Origin of the sequence: Mesorhizobium sp. CAU 1732, assembly GCF_039888675.1 — a bacterium.
In the GTDB taxonomy this organism is placed as follows: Bacteria; Pseudomonadota; Alphaproteobacteria; order Rhizobiales; family Rhizobiaceae; genus Aerobium.
In genome coordinates this window covers 2242492-2258589 of the sequence record NZ_JBDQQR010000001.1, presented here as the reverse complement: position 1 = coordinate 2258589, position 16098 = coordinate 2242492, and the positions used below count along the sequence as shown (strand labels likewise).

The window sequence follows — 16098 nt, the reverse complement described above, 5'->3', positions numbered from 1 at the left end:
GGGCCGTTTCTTTAATACCAGCCGACGGCAACCTGCGCTTCTTCCGACATGCGGTCGGGAGACCAGGGTGGATCGAACACCATCTTCACATCGACGCCGGACACGCCCTCGACAGTTGCGACGGCATTCTCCACCCATCCGGGCATCTCGCCCGCCACGGGGCATCCCGGTGCGGTCAGCGTCATGTCGATCTTGACCGAGCGGTCGTCCTCGATGTCGATCTTGTAGATCAGGCCGAGTTCATAGATGTCGGCCGGAATCTCTGGGTCGTAGACGGTCTTCAGCGCGCTGATGATATCGTCGGTCATCCGCGCCAGATCGTCCTGCGGTATCGACGAAGCGGAAACCGCGCCGTCACTCTCGGCCGCCTGCGGCTCCGTGCCAGTGGGAACTGTGTCGTCCATCATGTTCACCCGAAAAATGTCCGCGCCTTTTCCAGCGCCTCGGCCAGGACGTCGATCTCGGCCTTCGTATTATACATGGCGAAGGAGGCCCTGCATGTCGAGGTCACGCCAAATCTCTTGAGCAATGGCTGTGCACAGTGCGTGCCCGCCCTCACCGCCACGCCCGATCGGTCGATCACCATCGAGACGTCGTGGGCGTGTATGCCCTGAAGCTCGAAGGATACGATTGCGCCCTTGCCGGGCGCATTGCCGAATATGCGCAGCGAGTTGATACCCCGAAGGCGCTCATGCGCGTAGGCGGCCAGTTCGGCCTCGTGTGCCGCTATGCGCTCGCGCCCCACGGTCTCCATATATTCGAGCGACGCTCCAAGCCCGATCGCCTGAACGATCGGCGGCGTGCCCGCCTCGAAGCGGTGCGGCGGCTCGTTGTAGGTGACACGGTCCTCGGTGACCTCCTCGATCATCTCGCCGCCGCCCTGGAAGGGGCGCATGGCTCCCAGCATGTCCTTCCTGCCGTAAAGCACGCCGATACCCGAGGGGCCGTAGACCTTGTGGCCCGTAAAGACGTACCAGTCGCAGCCCAGATCCTGCACGTCGACCGGCATGTGGACGGCGGCTTGGCTGCCATCCACCAGAACGGGGATGCCGCGCGCATGCGCGATCCGCACGATCTCCTTGATCGGCGTGACGGTGCCCAGCATGTTCGACATATGCGTGATCGCGACAAGCCTGGTCCGTTCAGTCAGGCTTTTTTCGAAATCCTCGATGTGGAACGCACCCTCGTCATCCACCGGCGCCCAGACCAGCTTCGCGCCCTGGCGCTCGCGGATGAAATGCCAGGGAACGATGTTGGAGTGATGCTCCATAATCGAGATGACGATCTCGTCGTCCGCGCCGATATTCGGCATGCCCCAGCCATAAGCGACCGTGTTGATCGCCTCGGTGGTGGACTTGGTGAACACGATCTCGTCCACGCTGCCGGCATTCAGGAAGCGGCGAACCGTCTCGCGTGACTTCTCGTAGGCGTCGGTCGCGGCGTTGGACAGGAAATGCAGGCCGCGATGGACGTTGGCGTATTCGTTCGAATAGGCGTGCGTGACCGCGTCGATCATCGTCTGCGGCTTCTGAGCCGAGGCGCCGTTGTCCAGATAGACAAGCGGCTTGCCATAGACTTCGCGCGACAGGATCGGGAAATCGCGGCGGATCGCCTCGACGTCGTAGGGTGCGTTTGAGACTTTCTGGTCCATCTGTCTTTCAGCGGCCTTGACCGCACTCCTTGCAGCACCGATCCCCACGCGTGACGGCAAAGCGGTTGCGCGTTATCCGTGCTCGGCGAACCAACCGTCGAGCCGCGCTTCGAGCGCCTCGACGATCACCTCGTCATCCATCTCCTCGATGATCTCCGCCACGAACGCCTTCACCAAAAGGCCACGCGCGATCTTCTCCTCGATGCCGCGCGCCATCAGGTAGAAGAGGTGGTTGCCGTCGATCTCGGTCACCGTCGCACCGTGGCCGCAGGCCACGTCGTCAGCGAAGATTTCGAGTTCCGGCTTGGTCGAGAACTCGGCATCGTCCGACAGGAGAAGCGTGTTGCACGCCATCTTCGCGTCGGTCTTCTGAGCGATCGCGGCGACGCGGATCTGACCCTGGAATACACCGTGCGCCCGGTCGGTCACCACGTTGCGGATGACTTCGGTCGAGGTGGTGTGCGGGGCGGAGTGGTCCAGAACCATAGTGACATCGCAATGCGTGTCGCCGCCGAGCAGATTGATGCCGCGAAGCTTGAAGTCTGCACCTTCGCCGGCAGCGTCGACACGCACTTCCTGGCGCACCAGCTTTGCGCCGATGTTCATCACGAACAAGGTGAGCCTGGAATCCTTGCCGAGCGTCACATTGATCTGGCCCAGATGCGTCGCACCGGTCGGCTGCTCCTGAAGGATAATCCAGACGATGTCCGAGCCGTCGCCGACCGTGAGCGTGCTGACGGAACTGGCCAGGGCATCGCCAGTTCCCAGTTGCCGCTCGACGACGACTGCCTTCGAGCCGCTGCCGGCATCGACCGAAAAACGCGCATGAACCTGCCCGCCGGCCTGGACGTTCTGGAATTCGATCGGTGTGTCGAGCGTGGCGTCAGCATCGATCGTCAGCGCAAAGCCGTCGCTGGCGAAGGCGGTGTTGATCGCTCCGACCGCGTCCGCGTGCTCGACGGGCGCCAGACTCATGCCTGAGCCGGTCTGCAAGACGTCGTGGAAGCGCTCCACACGAACGCTTTCGATCGACGGAATACTGTCAGCCACACCGTTGAGCACGCGCAGGAGTTGCGATCCTTCGATCAGCGGCGCCACGCCCTGTGCCTGCGCAGTCGAATCGAAAGCCGGCACGATGCTCAGAAGCCGGCGCAGGTCGGTATAGTGCCATGCCTCGATGCGGCGCGTCGGCAGCCCGGCCTTGAGACGCTCAATCGCCTCGTCGCGCTGGACCGTTACCGTCGCATCGCCCGGCAGGTCGGAAATCCGCTCGGCGAACGCATCCACCAGAGCAATCTCGGCGGGCGTCAGTTTTGTCGGGGTCGCATGGATATTCATGATGCGCCTCAGGCTGCCTCTTCGATCACGCCGGCATAGCCGTTTTCTTCGAGTTCGAGCGCGAGGCTCTTGTCGCCGGACTTGATCACCTGGCCCTTGTAGAGAACATGCACGCTGTCGGGCACGATGTGCTCGAGCAGACGCTGATAATGCGTGATCACGACGATCGCGCGATCAGGCGAACGCAGCGCGTTGACGCCATCCGAGACGATCTTGAGCGCGTCGATATCAAGGCCTGAATCGGTCTCGTCGAGGATGCAGAGCGACGGCTCCAGAAGCTTCATCTGAAGGATCTCGGCGCGCTTCTTTTCGCCGCCGGAAAAGCCGACATTGAGCGGCCGCTTGAGCATCGCCATGTCGATGTTGAGCGAGGCCGCGCCCTCCTTCACCCGCTTAAGCAGGTCCGGAATCTTCAACGCGTCTTCGCCACGCGCCTTGCGCTGGGCGTTCATCGCGACCTTGAGGAACTCCATCGTCGCGACGCCCGGTATCTCCATCGGATACTGAAAGGCGAGAAAGATGCCGGCGGCGGCGCGTTCGGCCGGGTCCATCTCGAGGATGCTCTCGCCATTGTAAAGAATCTCGCCCTCGGTCACTTCGTAGTCACTGCGGCCAGCGAGGATATAGGACAGCGTCGACTTGCCCGAGCCGTTGGGGCCCATGATGGCGGCGACTTCGCCCTTGTTCACGGTGAGGTTCAGCCCGCGAATGATCTCGGTGCCATCTTCGGCGATGCGGGCATGAAGGTTTCTGATCTCAAGCATTTTTGTTCTTCCGTATTCCTTTAGGTCCGCTCGACACGCGGCACCGACTATAGACGATGGGGTCGGGCCAAGATCAGCCGACGCTGCCCTCAAGCGAGATGCCGATGAGCTTCTGTGCCTCGACGGCGAACTCCATCGGTAGTTCCTGGATGACTTCCTTGACGAAGCCGTTGACGATCAGCGCGATCGCCTCTTCCTCCGGAATGCCGCGCTGCATCACATAGAAGAGCTGGTCTTCGGAAATCTTGGACGTCGTCGCCTCGTGTTCGAACTGCGCGGTCGAGTTCTTCGCCTCGATATACGGCACGGTATGGGCGCCGCACTCATTGCCGATCAGGAGCGAATCGCACTGCGTGAAGTTGCGCGCGTTGCTCGCCTCGCGATGCGCGGACACCTGGCCACGATAGGTGTTGTTCGACTTGCCGGCCGAAATGCCCTTCGAGATGATGCGGCTCGACGTGTTCTTGCCGAGATGGATCATCTTGGTGCCCGAGTCGATCTGCTGGTGACCGTTCGACACGGCGATCGAATAGAACTCGCCGCGTGAATCGTCACCCCGCAGGATGCAGGACGGGTATTTCCAGGTGATCGCCGAGCCGGTCTCGACCTGCGTCCACGAAATCTTCGAGCGGTCGCCGCGGCAATCGCCGCGCTTGGTGACGAAGTTGTAGATGCCGCCCTTGCCCTGCGCGTCGCCCGGATACCAATTCTGGACGGTCGAGTATTTGATCTCAGCATCGTCGAGCGCGATCAGTTCGACCACGGCCGCGTGAAGCTGGTTCTCGTCGCGCTGCGGCGCCGTGCAGCCTTCCAGATAAGAAACGTAAGAGCCCTCTTCCGCGATGATCAGCGTGCGCTCGAACTGGCCGGTGTTCTTCTCGTTGATGCGGAAATAGGTCGACAATTCCATCGGGCAGCGCACGCCCTTGGGAATGAACACGAATGAGCCATCGGTGAAGACGGCCGAATTCAGCGTGGCGTAGTAGTTGTCGGTGGTCGGCACGACCGTACCCAGATATTTCTGGACGAGTTCGGGATGCTCGCGGATCGCCTCGGAGATCGAGCAGAAGATCACGCCGGCCTTGGCAAGTTCGGCCTTGAAGGTGGTGACGACCGACACGGAATCGAACACCGCGTCCACCGCCACGCGGCCTGACTTGTAGACGTTGTCGTTGGCGATATCCTCGTCATCTGCGGCCGGCTTTTCGACGCCGGCCAGGATTTCCTGCTCGCGCAGTGGAATGCCGAGCTTCTCGTAAATCTTGAGGAGTTCGGGATCGACCTCGTCGAGCGATGTCGGTCCGGGCGTCGATTTCGGCGCCGCGTAATAGTGGATGTCCTGGAAGTCGATCTTCGGATAGTTCACCCGCGCCCAGGTCGGCTCCTCGAGCGTCAGCCAGCGGCGGAACGCGCCGAGACGCCATTCCAGCATCCACTCCGGCTCTTCCTTCTTGGCCGAGATGAAGCGGATCGTATCTTCGCTCAGGCCCTTGGGAGCCTTGTCCATCTCGATAAACGACTCGAAGCCGTATTTATACTGGTCCACGTCGATCTTGCGGACCTGCTCGATCGTTTCCTGCACAGCAGGCATCGGCGTTCTCCATCCTCGCCGGGGTCAAGGCCCGGCAGTTGTCGAAATCGCATATGACCGCGCGTCATGCGCGGAATGCGTCTTATGTAAGATGTGCTGAGCGAAAAATCACCCTGTCGGGCAAACTCGTTCATGCACGCGACGACAGGACGCGCCCTGTCGCAAACCCGGTGTCAGGCCGCCTCCGAACCGACCGCGCGGCGCGCCAGATGGGCGCTCAACGCTCGCTCGAATGCAGCGATGTCGTCCTCGCCGGTATCGCGGCCGATCGACACGCGAAGCGCGCCAGTCCCGTCGCCGACACCCATGGCCTTGAGAACGTGGCTCGGACCGACCTTGCCCGAAGAACAGGCCGAGCCAGCCGACAGCGATACACCGGCGAGGTCGAATGCGATCTGCGCCGTCTCGGCCTTGAGGCCGGGTACCGCAAAGAAGCTGGTATTGCAAAGGCGTTCGACGCTCTGTCCAAAGATCATCGCGTCAGGCGCCATGGTCAGCAACGACCGCTCCAGATGGTCGCGGACGCCCGCCAGTCCCGGCGTATCGCCAAGCCCGGCGTGCGCCGCGCGCGCGGCGGCTCCGAAGCCTGCAATGCCCGGCAGGTTCTCGGTGCCGGCGCGATGGCCCTTTTCCTGTCCGCCGCCCCGGATCAGCGGCGCGGGCATCATCAGGTCGGACGTCCCGACGATCGCGCCGACGCCCATCGGGCCGCCAATCTTGTGAGACGAGAGAATCAGAAAATCTCCGTAACCATCTGTAATATCTATCGGAATTCGCCCAGCAGCCTGGACCGCATCGACCACGAGAACCCCGCCATGCGCCTTCACCAGCCGGGCGATCTCGGCGATCGGCTGGATCACGCCGGTCTCGTTGTTGGCGGCATGAAGCGCGACCATCACGAGCCCGTCGTCGCGATCATGCGCCTGAAGCATCGCTTCGAGCGCCACGAGATCGACGATACCGTTCCGATCGACGCCGACCACGTCGACGGCGTCCTTCGGAAAGCGCCCGCCGCCCAGAATGCAGGGATGGTCCGTTGCGCAGACGACAAGCCTTGCCATGCGAACCGGCGCGCGCCCCATCATCCAGTCGGGAGACAGAAGCGTCGTTGCCGCCTCGGTCGCGCCCGATGTGAAGACGACATGTTCGGGTTTCGCATTCACCAGCGCTGCGACCGCACGACGTGCGACATCGACCGTCTTTCGCGCCGCGCGTCCATCTATATGAACGGAAGACGGATTGGCATCGAGGTCGAGCGCGGCAAGCATCGCTGCGCGCGCCGCCGGCAAAAGCGGTGCGCTTGCATTGTAATCGAGATAGGCGCGCCTGACCGTCATCGCTCTTGTTGGTCACCTTCGATTGGTCACGGGCGGCAGGTCGGCGTTTTTCCTTGAAATTGCAAGGGCAGCCGTCCTATTTACCCGCTCTGCAAACCGGCGCCCATTCGTGGCTGCCAGTTTTGAATAGTTCTAAACTGGTTCTAGGCGGCTCACCCCTTGCCGTCAAGCCTGAGACCGTCGCCGGTCCCTGCACGTAACGTCCGCCGTCTGTCGGCGTGAATTGGAGTAAGTATGCCCGAAGTCATCTTTACCGGTCCTGCAGGTCGCCTCGAAGGCCGCTATCAGCCTTCCAAGGAAAAGAACGCGCCGATCGCGATCGTCCTTCATCCGCATCCGCAGTTCGGCGGCACGATGAACAACAAGATCGTGTACGACCTGTTCTACATGTTCCAGAAGCGCGACTTCACGACACTCCGGTTCAACTTCCGCGGCATCGGACGCAGCCAGGGCGAGTTCGACCACGGAACGGGCGAACTCTCGGACGCCGCCGCCGCGCTCGACTGGGTGCAGTCGCTTCATCCCGATTCGAAAAGCTGCTGGGTCGCAGGCTATTCCTTCGGCGCCTGGATCGGCATGCAGCTCCTGATGCGCCGCCCGGAGATCGAAGGCTTCATGTCGATCGCGCCGCAGCCCAACACCTACGATTTCTCGTTCCTGGCGCCCTGCCCGTCGTCCGGCCTGATCATCCATGGGGATGCAGACAAGGTCGCGCCGCCGAAGGATGTACAGGGATTGGTCGACAAGCTGCACACGCAGAAGGGAATCACGATCACGCAGAAGACATTGCCCGGTGCGAACCACTTCTTCTCGAACGATGCCGAACTTCTGCTCGAGGAATGCTCCGACTATCTCGACCGTCGTCTTGCGGGAGAGTTGGCGGATCCTCGTCCCAAGCGCCTGCGCTAGATCAGACGTCACAGTAACGCGCTAGACTGCATCTCGACAGTTCATGCATAGCGTGCGACCTTTTCGCTCGTAGGAGACTCACGTCGTTCAACGAGGGGAAATCTGCCGTGCCTAAATTTGAAGTTTACAAGGACAAGAAGGGCGAAACCCGGTTTCGCTACCGTGCAAACAATGGCGAGATCATGTTTTCGTCCGAGGGCTACAAAGCGCGGGCTTCCGCGATAAAGGCCATCGAATCGATCAAGAAGAGCGCAGCCGACGCACCTGTGGAAGAGCAAGCGGCAGCAGCACCAAAGGCAAAGTCCGCGGTCAAAAAGGCCGCAGGCAAGGCCGCGTCTACGATAAAAGGCGCTGCCGCCGCAGTAGCAGCACCCGTTGCGAAGGCCGTTTCCAAGGCGACCACGAAGGCGAAGGCTGCGCCAAAACCCAAAGCTGCGGCCAAGCCAAAGGCACCAGCCAAGGCAAAGGCAAAATCATCAAAGGCAAAAGCGACGGCCTGATCTCGTCAGACGCCGGCCGCGTACAGGCCACCGCTCACCGCTTCCCGACAACCGGTCGTTGTCGGAAAGGTGAGCGGAAGGCCACGCCGGGATCTCACCGCCAGATAGGCCCATGCCTCGGCTTCCATCGCGTCGCCGTCGAGGTTAGCGTCTTCCGCTAGAATAACGTCGGCGCCAGAGGCGACCGCACCTGCGCGCAGATCGGCGACGATGTGCGGGTTCTTGCGCCCGCCGCCGCAGACAATCCAGAGCTTCGGCGCAGCCGGCATATGCCGGGTTGCCGCGAGGATGGCCTCGGCCGACACCGCTGCAAGCGTTCTTGCGCCGTCGGACAGTTCCAGTCCTGCTGCAAGATCCAGTGCGAAGTCATTGCGATCAAGCGACTTTGGCAAAGGTTTTTCGAAAAACGGCGTGGCCATATAGGCGCCAACGACCGTCCGAATGATTCCGCCCTCGCTGGCGATCATACCATCGGCGTCGTACGGCACGCCGCCCTGGCGGGATACCCATTGATCGATCAACGCATTGCCAGGACCGCTGTCGAATGCGACCGGGTCCCCGTGCTGCGGCACGAAGGTGACGTTCGAGATGCCACCGATGTTCACGAAGCAGACCGGAAACCGACGCCACGCCACCGGCAGCGAAGCGGCCAGCGCCGCGTGGTAGGCCGGCACGAGCGGCGCGCCCTGCCCGCCATGCACCATATCGTTGGCGCGCATGTCGTAGACCACGGACAGCCCGGTTTCGCATGCGAGCAACGCACCGTCGCCCAGTTGCACGGTCAATGCCTGCTCCGGCCGATGCAGAACGGTCTGACCATGGAAACCGATCAGTTCGGGCCTGATCTGCGGGTTTTCCTGCATGAAGGATCGGACCGCGCGGGCGTGGCGCAGTGTCAGTTCGCGTTCCAGTTCGCCAAGATCACCGGGCCGCTCATCGCGCCGCTGGATCGCTTTGGCACCGTTCAGCGCCGCCTCGATGCGCCGCCGAAATGCCGCTTCGTAAGGCGTGAAGGCGCTCGGACCGCGCCGCACGTCGCCTTCGCCATCCGTGGCGACGACAGCCAGGTCGATGCCGTCCATTGACGTTCCGCTCATCAGTCCAATCGCGCAAGTCAGCGTCATCGGGCGCCTTTTCCTTGTGATTCTCGTGTTCGGGATGCTAAAGGCGCACGCGTCGGCGCGCCATCGGCGCGCGCGGCCCAAGACGCCATCAGAAAGCCAAGACAATGCCCGCCTTCAAGTCCGATTTCCTGCGCACCTTGTCCGAACGCGGCTTCATCCACCAGATTTCGGATGAAACCGGCCTCGACGATCTCTTCGCGAAGGAAACCGTGACAGCCTATATCGGCTTCGACCCGACGGCGCCGAGCCTGCATGCTGGCGGCCTGATCCAGATCATGATGCTGCACTGGATGCAGCAGACCGGGCACCGCCCTGTCGCCCTGATGGGTGGCGGGACCGGCATGGTCGGCGACCCGTCCTTCAAGGACGAGGCGCGCAAGCTGATGACACTCGACACGATCGCGTCGAACATCGCGTCCATCAAGAAGGTCTTCTCCAACTACCTGACGTTCGGCGATGGCCCGCGTGACGCGTTGATGGTCGACAATGGCGACTGGCTGCGCAAGCTCAACTATCTCGAATTCCTCCGTGACGTCGGCGCGCATTTCTCGGTCAACCGCATGCTCTCCTTCGACAGCGTGAAGCTGCGGCTCGACCGGCAGCAGTCGCTGTCGTTCCTCGAATTCAACTACATGGTGCTGCAAGCCTACGATTTCGTGGAGCTCAACAGGCGCTACGATACACGCCTGCAGATGGGCGGCTCGGACCAATGGGGCAACATCGTCAGCGGTATCGATCTCGGTCACCGCATGGGGACGCCGCAGCTCTACGCCCTGACTTCCCCGCTCCTGATCACGGCGTCCGGCGCCAAGATGGGCAAATCGCTCAACGGCGCCGTCTGGCTCAACCCCGACATGCTCTCGGCCTACGAGTTCTGGCAATACTGGCGCAATACCGAGGATGCCGATGTCGGTCGCTTCCTCAAGCTCTACACGACGCTGCCGCTCGACGAAGTCGCGCGGCTGGAGGCGCTTGGCGGCTCGGAGATCAACGACGCCAAAAAGGTGCTCGCGACCGAGATCACGGCGATGCTGCATGGGCGTGTGGCGGCGGACCAGGCGGCGGAAACCGCGCGCAAGACCTTCGAGGAAGGCGCATTGTCGGAAAGCCTGCCGACCATCGAGATCGCCGCCGCCGAGCTTGCCGCCGGCATGGGCATTCTCGCTTTGGTGGTCCGCGCAGGGCTCGCAGCCTCGAACGGTGAGGCGCGGCGGCAGGTTCAGGGCGGCGGCGTTCGCCTCAACGACGAAGCGATCTCCGACGATCGCCTCAACGTTACCGAGGATGCGCTGACCTCCGAAGGCGTCCTGAAGGTGTCGATGGGGAAGAAGAAGCACGTGCTGCTGCGCCCGGTCTGACCGGCGCACCAAGCTACCTGTATTCGAAGACCGAGCGGAAGATGCCGGGCGCGATCACCGATAGCGGGTTCACCTCGAGTTGAGGGTTCTGCGTGCTTCCCGCCACGCGGAAGGTTATGCCGATCAAGCCACGGTCGCGGCCATTGCCGAGGATCTGGCCGATCAGCGGAATCTCGCCAAAGATGCGGTTGAGGCCGTATGCCGGCATGAACGTGCCGGTCATCGCCATGTTGCCGGCCCGATCGTAGAGCATCCCCTGATAGGTCGCGCCGACAAGCGGCCCGCGCAGCACGCCTGAATCGAGGGAGAGATAGCCGACCCCCTTTTCGATTTGCGAGTAGCCCTGCTCGAACTGCACGCGTGACGTATCGATCTCACCGCGCACAGCCTGGTTCAGCGAGCGCCCGCTTTGCGCCGGCGCGGTCGACACGATCGAGCTCAGCCTGGGCTCGTTGACCAGCCAGAAATCGCGCGCATCCACGCGGCCGCTCAACGGGCCGTCACCGCGCCCGGCAAGTGCCAGCGTGATGTCGCCACCTTCCATGTTCTCGTAGAGGTCGAGGAACCGGAGCAATGTGCCGGCGTCGCCGGATCGCATCTCGACCCTGCGCGTGTCTCCATCGCGGCCGTCCCGGAACGTCACCGGACGCCCCTCCGGGGTCGTTGCGTTGAATTCCAGCACGTCCGTGCGCGCGCCCGTGCCGGAATAGTTCAACTTCACGTTCCGGAACGTCGCGCCGTGGAAACCGACGAGCGACGCGACCTCCATGTCGATCGACACGGGCACAGGCTTGCCGCCGGCAGCCGTGCCGCCCTTCGCGTCCGCCGCGTAGAGTTTTACGATCGACCGCGCGTCGATGCTCTGCCCGCGAATGGTGATCGCGTAGCCCTTGCCCTTGGCGACCATGTCGAACGAGAAATCATCGCCGCGATTGAGGCTTGCCGACGGAAAACGTGCACTCACGACGTTTCCGCCCACCAGCGCCAGCGCGCCGGTCGCCCCGAACGTGTCTCCGCTGAGCTTGAAGTCGGTCAGGTCGATGCGGTTACCGTCCGTCTTCATCGCAAAGGCTACATCGCCTCCGACACCGTTGCCCTTGCTCCATCCCACCCATGGAATGGTCAACGTCGCCCGGTCGAGGCTGGCGGTGATCAGGCGGCGATCCTTCGAGGCATCGTCGAGCTCGACCTCGGTCGTCCCCGAGAGAAGCGTGTTCAAGCCCGGCGCTATCGCAGCGCGCGCCTTGTCGTCCAGTTGAAGCGCCACGCGGCGCGCGCGCGCAACCGTGCTCTGGCCGAGCGGCTCCACGAGGCTGAGCGTTGCGGGCGCGCCGTTCAGACGCGCTTTCGCGTCGATGACGGCGCTGCGCGGGTCGACCTTGATCGTGCCCGCTGCATCGCTCACCACCTGCCCTTCGAACGGTTTGGCAAGATCGAGATCGGTGTAGGACAGCTCGACGCGCCAGGCGAGGTTCTCTGCCGAGATGTTGCGCTGGAGCGGGATGTCGGCGACCACCAGGCCAGAAACCTTGCCCTCTATCTCGTCTGGCTGGATGTCGATGAAGCGGTCGACATTGATCGGGTCGTAGCTCGCCAGTTGCATGACGGCATCCGCGTCGCCCGCGACATTGATGTTCAACTTGCCGATCACAGGCTGCATGTGCACGTCGCGGATCGTGAGGGTTCCGCCGCTCGCGGCCACCGTGCGGCCGCCCGGCATGAAGACCGTGCCGCTTTGCAGCGCGACATCGATATCCGTGCCGCGAAAATCGACGGAGCCGTTGCTGTCCCTGACGGGCGGGATGCGGCCTGCCACGTCGAAACGCGTACCGCTGATCGTGAACGCGCCGAATATCTCGTCCGCACCAAAAGGAATGCCATTGCCCATGCGTCCGGGCGGCACGTCGAGTTCCAGACTGCCCTCCCCGACGAGACCGCCATAGATGTTTGCCAGCACCCAGTTGCGCGCGCCCGGCGCTGCGAACCACGGCCAAAGCTGCTTGACCTGACTGACAGGCATGTCATCGACGGAGAGCCGCAGATTTATGCCGGGCGTCTTTCCCTCAACGCGCGCGATTGCCGCGTTTCCGCGCAACTCGCCCTGGCGCGAGCGCACCCCGATATCCTCGAGCGTCAGCAGGGACGCATCGGGGTTCAAGTGCCCCGCGATACGAGCGACCGCCTCCAGCGCGGGCTCGGGCGAACCTGCGGGCGCGATCACCGACCCGTCACTCACCAGTTCGAAGCGATAGCTGTGCTTGCCGTCCGGCGCGGCGGATGCAGGCGTCGGGCCGATTGCGCCATGGAAATTCCAGGTCGATCGGCCGGTGGCCACCCGAAGCGCATCGATCTCGAGTTTTCCGGTGCCATGAACCGCGGCCGCCTTGAGATCGATGTCGCCGACGATCCTGTCATTGTTGCCCAATTTGATGTCCAGGCCGGCGATGCGCCCGGAAATGTCGAAGACATCGCCCTCTGCGCGCTGTGTGCCGGCGATGGCGAGCGACGCCGACGAGAATGCGCGGCCGTCATCGACGGCGTCGGGCTCGACCGCCATCTCGTCCTCGCCCGATGCATCCAGGCGGACGGACAGCGTCCGGATCAGGCCGGTCCGGGCGTCGCGTGCGGCCTCGCCATCGATCGTGGCGATGCGGCCCCCGACTTCGATCGTCGCCGTCACGGACAATTCGCCGGACGGGCTGCCACGGAAGACGGCCTGACGGATATGAAGGGGATTGGCGTCGGCACCGGCTCCCAGAGCGATCTCGACATTCTCGAAGGAGATGTGATCGACGTCGCTTCGCCCGGTCGAGCCGATGATGCGCTGCGCGCCTTCGAAGAGCGCCGCGATGACCGCGTCCGGGTCGATCAGCCCGCCTTCGTCGAAGATCGCAAGGCCGATACCGCCATCCGTGCGTGGCATGGCCGCAAGCTCGATGCGCGCGTCGCCGATCTGGACGTTGCCGAGCTTGGTTTCGCCTCGGATGAGCGGGAAGATGCGGAGGCCGAAGCGCATATAGCCGACCGCCATGGCCTCCCTGCCCTCATCGGCCGACACAAGACGGGCATCGCTGACTTCGAGCGTCGGGCGGCCCAAATCTCCGAGCGAAATACGGGTGGCGCGTATGCGTGCATCGAAGTCTTCGCCGACGAGGGAGGCGACGGCGGATTGTGCCTGTACACGCAGCCTCTCGTCGCCGATCCCGCTCCAGATTGCAGCACACACAAGCAAAGCGAGCACGGTCACCACCGCCACGGCGCCGAGCGTCATTCTAGCCGCACAGCGCGGAGCCGTCCTCCACAGAGTTGGCTTGGCCTTGGGCACAGCCGAGGGAAGATCATCCAGGCACGCTATGTCGCAGCGGCGAAAGCGGATCTTCTCGTGGGGAGGAACCTCACTGTGCACGCCGGATGGGCCTGTTTCCTGTGATGGACGAATCTGACGAAGCTACTATATCCCCGTTCGCGACAGCATAACCACCTGGAAGGGGGACCGCATGGAACACATCAAGATCGGCGACGAAGCGCCCGATTTCGACCTGCCTGGCGATGGCGGCACACGGGTGTCGCTATCCGCCCATAGGGGCAAGATTGTGGTGCTGTTCTTCTATCCGAAGGACGACACCAGCGGCTGCACCGTGGAGGCGATCGATTTCACCGCGCTCAAGCCCGACTTCGATGCTGCCGGCGCGGTGCTGGTCGGTCTTTCGCCGGACGGCGTGAAGAGCCATGATAAATTCAAGAAAAAACATGCACTTGCGGTCGATCTTGCATCCGACGAGGACAAGACGACGCTCGAACGCTACGGCGTCTGGGTCGAAAAGAGCATGTACGGACGCAAATATATGGGCGTCGAACGCACCACACTCCTCATCGACAGGGACGGCAGGATCGCCCGCATCTGGAACAAGGTAAAAGTGCCCGGTCATGCCGCCGAGGTGCTTGCCGCCGCAAACGACATAGGCTGAGCGAAATCGGGAACAAATCGCTCTCGCATCGCGTTGCCCACACGAACCAACGAAATCGTGATCTCAGGAGGCAACATGTTGCGCGGACTTCTTTTGTGGATGATCGGAATACCGATCCCGATCATCATCCTGCTCTGGCTGTTCTTCTAGTCACCCCGCAGACCCGATAAACGCCCCGGCCTCGTCCGGGGCGTTTTCGTTTTAGATGCCTCATTCGCGCAACGGGCAAAGCTTTGTTAACCCTAACATTGTGTAATCAGACCATAGATTTTCTACGGTTCGGGTGTGTCAGTGACAGACTATCGGCAGGCTTCGGTTTTCGGCAGACGCAAGGAACCGCATACGGTCATCATCGCGCGCGGCGACGACATAAGGCACTTTACGATCCGTCCTCTGGCGGCTGCCTTGCTGGGGTCGGCAGTGGCCGCGGTCGCGGTCGGCTATCTCCTCGCGACGTCCTATCTCGTGCTGCGCGACGACCTCATCGGCGCATCGGCCGCGCGGCAGGCACGCATGCAGCATGCCTACGAGGATCGCATCTCGCTCCTGCGCGCGCAGGTCGATCGCATCACCAGCCGCCAGTTGCTCGACCAACAGATCGTCGAAAGCAAGGTTTCCGAACTCCTCGCCCGCCAGTCGCAACTCACACAGCGCCACGGCCGCATCGGCCCTATGCTGGAGCGCGTCAAAGGCAGCCCGGCGCAGCTTCCGACCGATGCTCCCGTTCCGGCCGTGAAACCGGATTTGCGGGCTGATCTGTCCATGCCGATCACCGCGGACAGCACGGCAAGCTCATACTGGCCGAACCGGCCGCAAGCCAACACCTTCGAAAGTGCCGCGGACCGGGCGGACAGGCTCTTCGTATCGATCAATCAGTCGTTGCGCGCCATCGAATCGGAGCAACTCGAAGGCCTCGATGGATTGGCGGAAAATGCATATCAGACGGCGGACCAGATAGCGGAAGCCCTTGAAGCCGCCGGCCTCACCGTCGACCTCGACCTTGGCGAAGACGGAATCGGCGGCCCGCTCCTGCCCGTCGAAAGCGGCAAATATTTCGAGGCGCGTGTGCGCGAACTCGACGATGCAATGAACAAGCTCGACGCCGTCAAGGCAGTCGCAAAGGTCGTGCCTATCCACAACCCTGCACCCGGCAAACCCGTATCGAGCAGCTTCGGCATTCGCCGCGACCCGATCATCCGGCGCCCAGCCATGCATGCCGGCATCGACTTTCGCGCCAAGACCGGGACCAGCATCGTGAGTGCCGGCGCGGGGACCGTCGTGAAAGCGGGCTGGAACGGCGGCTATGGCCGCATGGTCGAGATCGACCACGGCCAGGGCCTGACGACGCGCTACGCGCATATGAGCAAGATTCTGGTCACGAAGGGCCAGACCGTCGACACCGGCGACATCGTCGGAGAGGTCGGCTCGACCGGCCGCTCGACCGGTCCGCATCTGCACTACGAAGTGCGGCGCGACGGGACGCCTGTGGACCCGCTGCGCTTCCTGAAAGCCGGAAAGACAGTCGGCAAGCTGATGTAGCCTGCCGACGTCTGGTCCA

Annotated in this window: 12 protein-coding genes and 1 pseudogene; 5 read left to right on the top strand and 8 right to left on the bottom strand. The window is 62.8% G+C overall.

What is annotated here, in order from left to right:
• Nucleotides 1-11: 11 nt before the first annotated feature.
• From AAFN55_RS11045 to AAFN55_RS11020, 6 genes are all read right to left on the bottom strand, one after another.
• Nucleotides 12-404, bottom strand: coding sequence for an SUF system Fe-S cluster assembly protein (locus AAFN55_RS11045; RefSeq protein ID WP_347798887.1), 393 nt, complete (start codon nt 402-404; stop codon nt 12-14).
• 5 nt (nt 405-409) lie between these two features.
• Nucleotides 410-1651: a cysteine desulfurase gene (locus AAFN55_RS11040; RefSeq protein ID WP_347798886.1), complete on the bottom strand. Its 1242-nt coding sequence runs from the start codon at nt 1649-1651 to the stop codon at nt 410-412.
• 72 nt (nt 1652-1723) lie between these two features.
• Nucleotides 1724-2989 carry a Fe-S cluster assembly protein SufD gene (gene sufD / locus AAFN55_RS11035; RefSeq protein WP_347798885.1) on the bottom strand — a complete coding sequence of 422 codons (1266 nt, stop codon included), beginning with the start codon at nt 2987-2989 and terminating at the stop codon, nt 1724-1726.
• An 8-nt stretch (nt 2990-2997) separates the two neighbouring features.
• On the bottom strand, nt 2998-3753 hold the full coding sequence (gene sufC / locus AAFN55_RS11030) for a Fe-S cluster assembly ATPase SufC (protein WP_347798884.1): 756 nt from the start codon (nt 3751-3753) through the stop codon (nt 2998-3000).
• Between the two features lie 73 nt (nt 3754-3826).
• Nucleotides 3827-5344, bottom strand: a complete 1518-nt coding sequence (sufB, locus tag AAFN55_RS11025) for a Fe-S cluster assembly protein SufB (protein WP_347798883.1) — start codon at nt 5342-5344, stop codon at nt 3827-3829.
• A 173-nt stretch (nt 5345-5517) separates the two neighbouring features.
• Nucleotides 5518-6681 (bottom strand): cysteine desulfurase family protein, encoded by a 1164-nt coding sequence (locus tag AAFN55_RS11020; RefSeq protein ID WP_347798882.1) that lies wholly within the window; start codon nt 6679-6681, stop codon nt 5518-5520.
• Between the two features lie 234 nt (nt 6682-6915).
• On the opposite strand from AAFN55_RS11020, the gene AAFN55_RS11015 reads away from it, so the two are divergent.
• Nucleotides 6916-7590: an alpha/beta hydrolase gene (locus AAFN55_RS11015; RefSeq protein WP_347798881.1), complete on the top strand. Its 675-nt coding sequence runs from the start codon at nt 6916-6918 to the stop codon at nt 7588-7590.
• Between the two features lie 107 nt (nt 7591-7697).
• Nucleotides 7698-7865: pseudogene (locus AAFN55_RS11010) on the top strand (DUF1508 domain-containing protein); the annotation flags it as partial.
• 230 nt (nt 7866-8095) lie between these two features.
• On the opposite strand, the gene AAFN55_RS11005 reads toward AAFN55_RS11010, so the two are convergent.
• Nucleotides 8096-9214 (bottom strand): anhydro-N-acetylmuramic acid kinase, encoded by a 1119-nt coding sequence (locus tag AAFN55_RS11005; protein ID WP_347800244.1) that lies wholly within the window; start codon nt 9212-9214, stop codon nt 8096-8098.
• A gap of 104 nt (nt 9215-9318) precedes the next feature.
• Between AAFN55_RS11005 and tyrS the strand changes: the two genes are divergently transcribed.
• On the top strand, nt 9319-10572 hold the full coding sequence (gene tyrS / locus AAFN55_RS11000) for a tyrosine--tRNA ligase (protein WP_347798880.1): 1254 nt from the start codon (nt 9319-9321) through the stop codon (nt 10570-10572).
• A gap of 13 nt (nt 10573-10585) precedes the next feature.
• Here tyrS and AAFN55_RS10995 read toward each other — a convergent pair whose 3' ends face one another.
• Nucleotides 10586-13843, bottom strand: a complete 3258-nt coding sequence (locus tag AAFN55_RS10995; RefSeq protein ID WP_347798879.1) for a DUF3971 domain-containing protein — start codon at nt 13841-13843, stop codon at nt 10586-10588.
• Between the two features lie 226 nt (nt 13844-14069).
• Between AAFN55_RS10995 and AAFN55_RS10990 the strand changes: the two genes are divergently transcribed.
• Complete coding sequence (locus AAFN55_RS10990; RefSeq protein WP_347798878.1) at nt 14070-14540, top strand: peroxiredoxin; 471 nt, start codon at nt 14070-14072, stop codon at nt 14538-14540.
• A 285-nt stretch (nt 14541-14825) separates the two neighbouring features.
• Complete coding sequence (locus tag AAFN55_RS10985) at nt 14826-16079, top strand: M23 family metallopeptidase (RefSeq protein ID WP_347798877.1); 1254 nt, start codon at nt 14826-14828, stop codon at nt 16077-16079.
• The last annotated feature ends 19 nt before the right edge of the window (nt 16080-16098 follow it).

What these genes read in the sequence shown, in the direction of transcription:
- AAFN55_RS11045 (WP_347798887.1), bottom strand. Translation starts at nt 404, where the DNA reads ATGGACGACACAGTTCCCACTGGCACGGAGCCGCAGGCGGCCGAGAGT.
- AAFN55_RS11040 (WP_347798886.1), bottom strand. Translation starts at nt 1,651, where the DNA reads ATGGACCAGAAAGTCTCAAACGCACCCTACGACGTCGAGGCGATCCGC.
- sufD (WP_347798885.1), bottom strand. Translation starts at nt 2,989, where the DNA reads ATGAATATCCATGCGACCCCGACAAAACTGACGCCCGCCGAGATTGCT.
- sufC (WP_347798884.1), bottom strand. Translation starts at nt 3,753, where the DNA reads ATGCTTGAGATCAGAAACCTTCATGCCCGCATCGCCGAAGATGGCACC.
- sufB (WP_347798883.1), bottom strand. Translation starts at nt 5,344, where the DNA reads ATGCCTGCTGTGCAGGAAACGATCGAGCAGGTCCGCAAGATCGACGTG.
- AAFN55_RS11020 (WP_347798882.1), bottom strand. Translation starts at nt 6,681, where the DNA reads ATGACGGTCAGGCGCGCCTATCTCGATTACAATGCAAGCGCACCGCTT.
- AAFN55_RS11015 (WP_347798881.1), top strand. Translation starts at nt 6,916, where the DNA reads ATGCCCGAAGTCATCTTTACCGGTCCTGCAGGTCGCCTCGAAGGCCGC.
- AAFN55_RS11005 (WP_347800244.1), bottom strand. Translation starts at nt 9,214, where the DNA reads ATGACGCTGACTTGCGCGATTGGACTGATGAGCGGAACGTCAATGGAC.
- tyrS (WP_347798880.1), top strand. Translation starts at nt 9,319, where the DNA reads ATGCCCGCCTTCAAGTCCGATTTCCTGCGCACCTTGTCCGAACGCGGC.
- AAFN55_RS10995 (WP_347798879.1), bottom strand. Translation starts at nt 13,843, where the DNA reads ATGACGCTCGGCGCCGTGGCGGTGGTGACCGTGCTCGCTTTGCTTGTG.
- AAFN55_RS10990 (WP_347798878.1), top strand. Translation starts at nt 14,070, where the DNA reads ATGGAACACATCAAGATCGGCGACGAAGCGCCCGATTTCGACCTGCCT.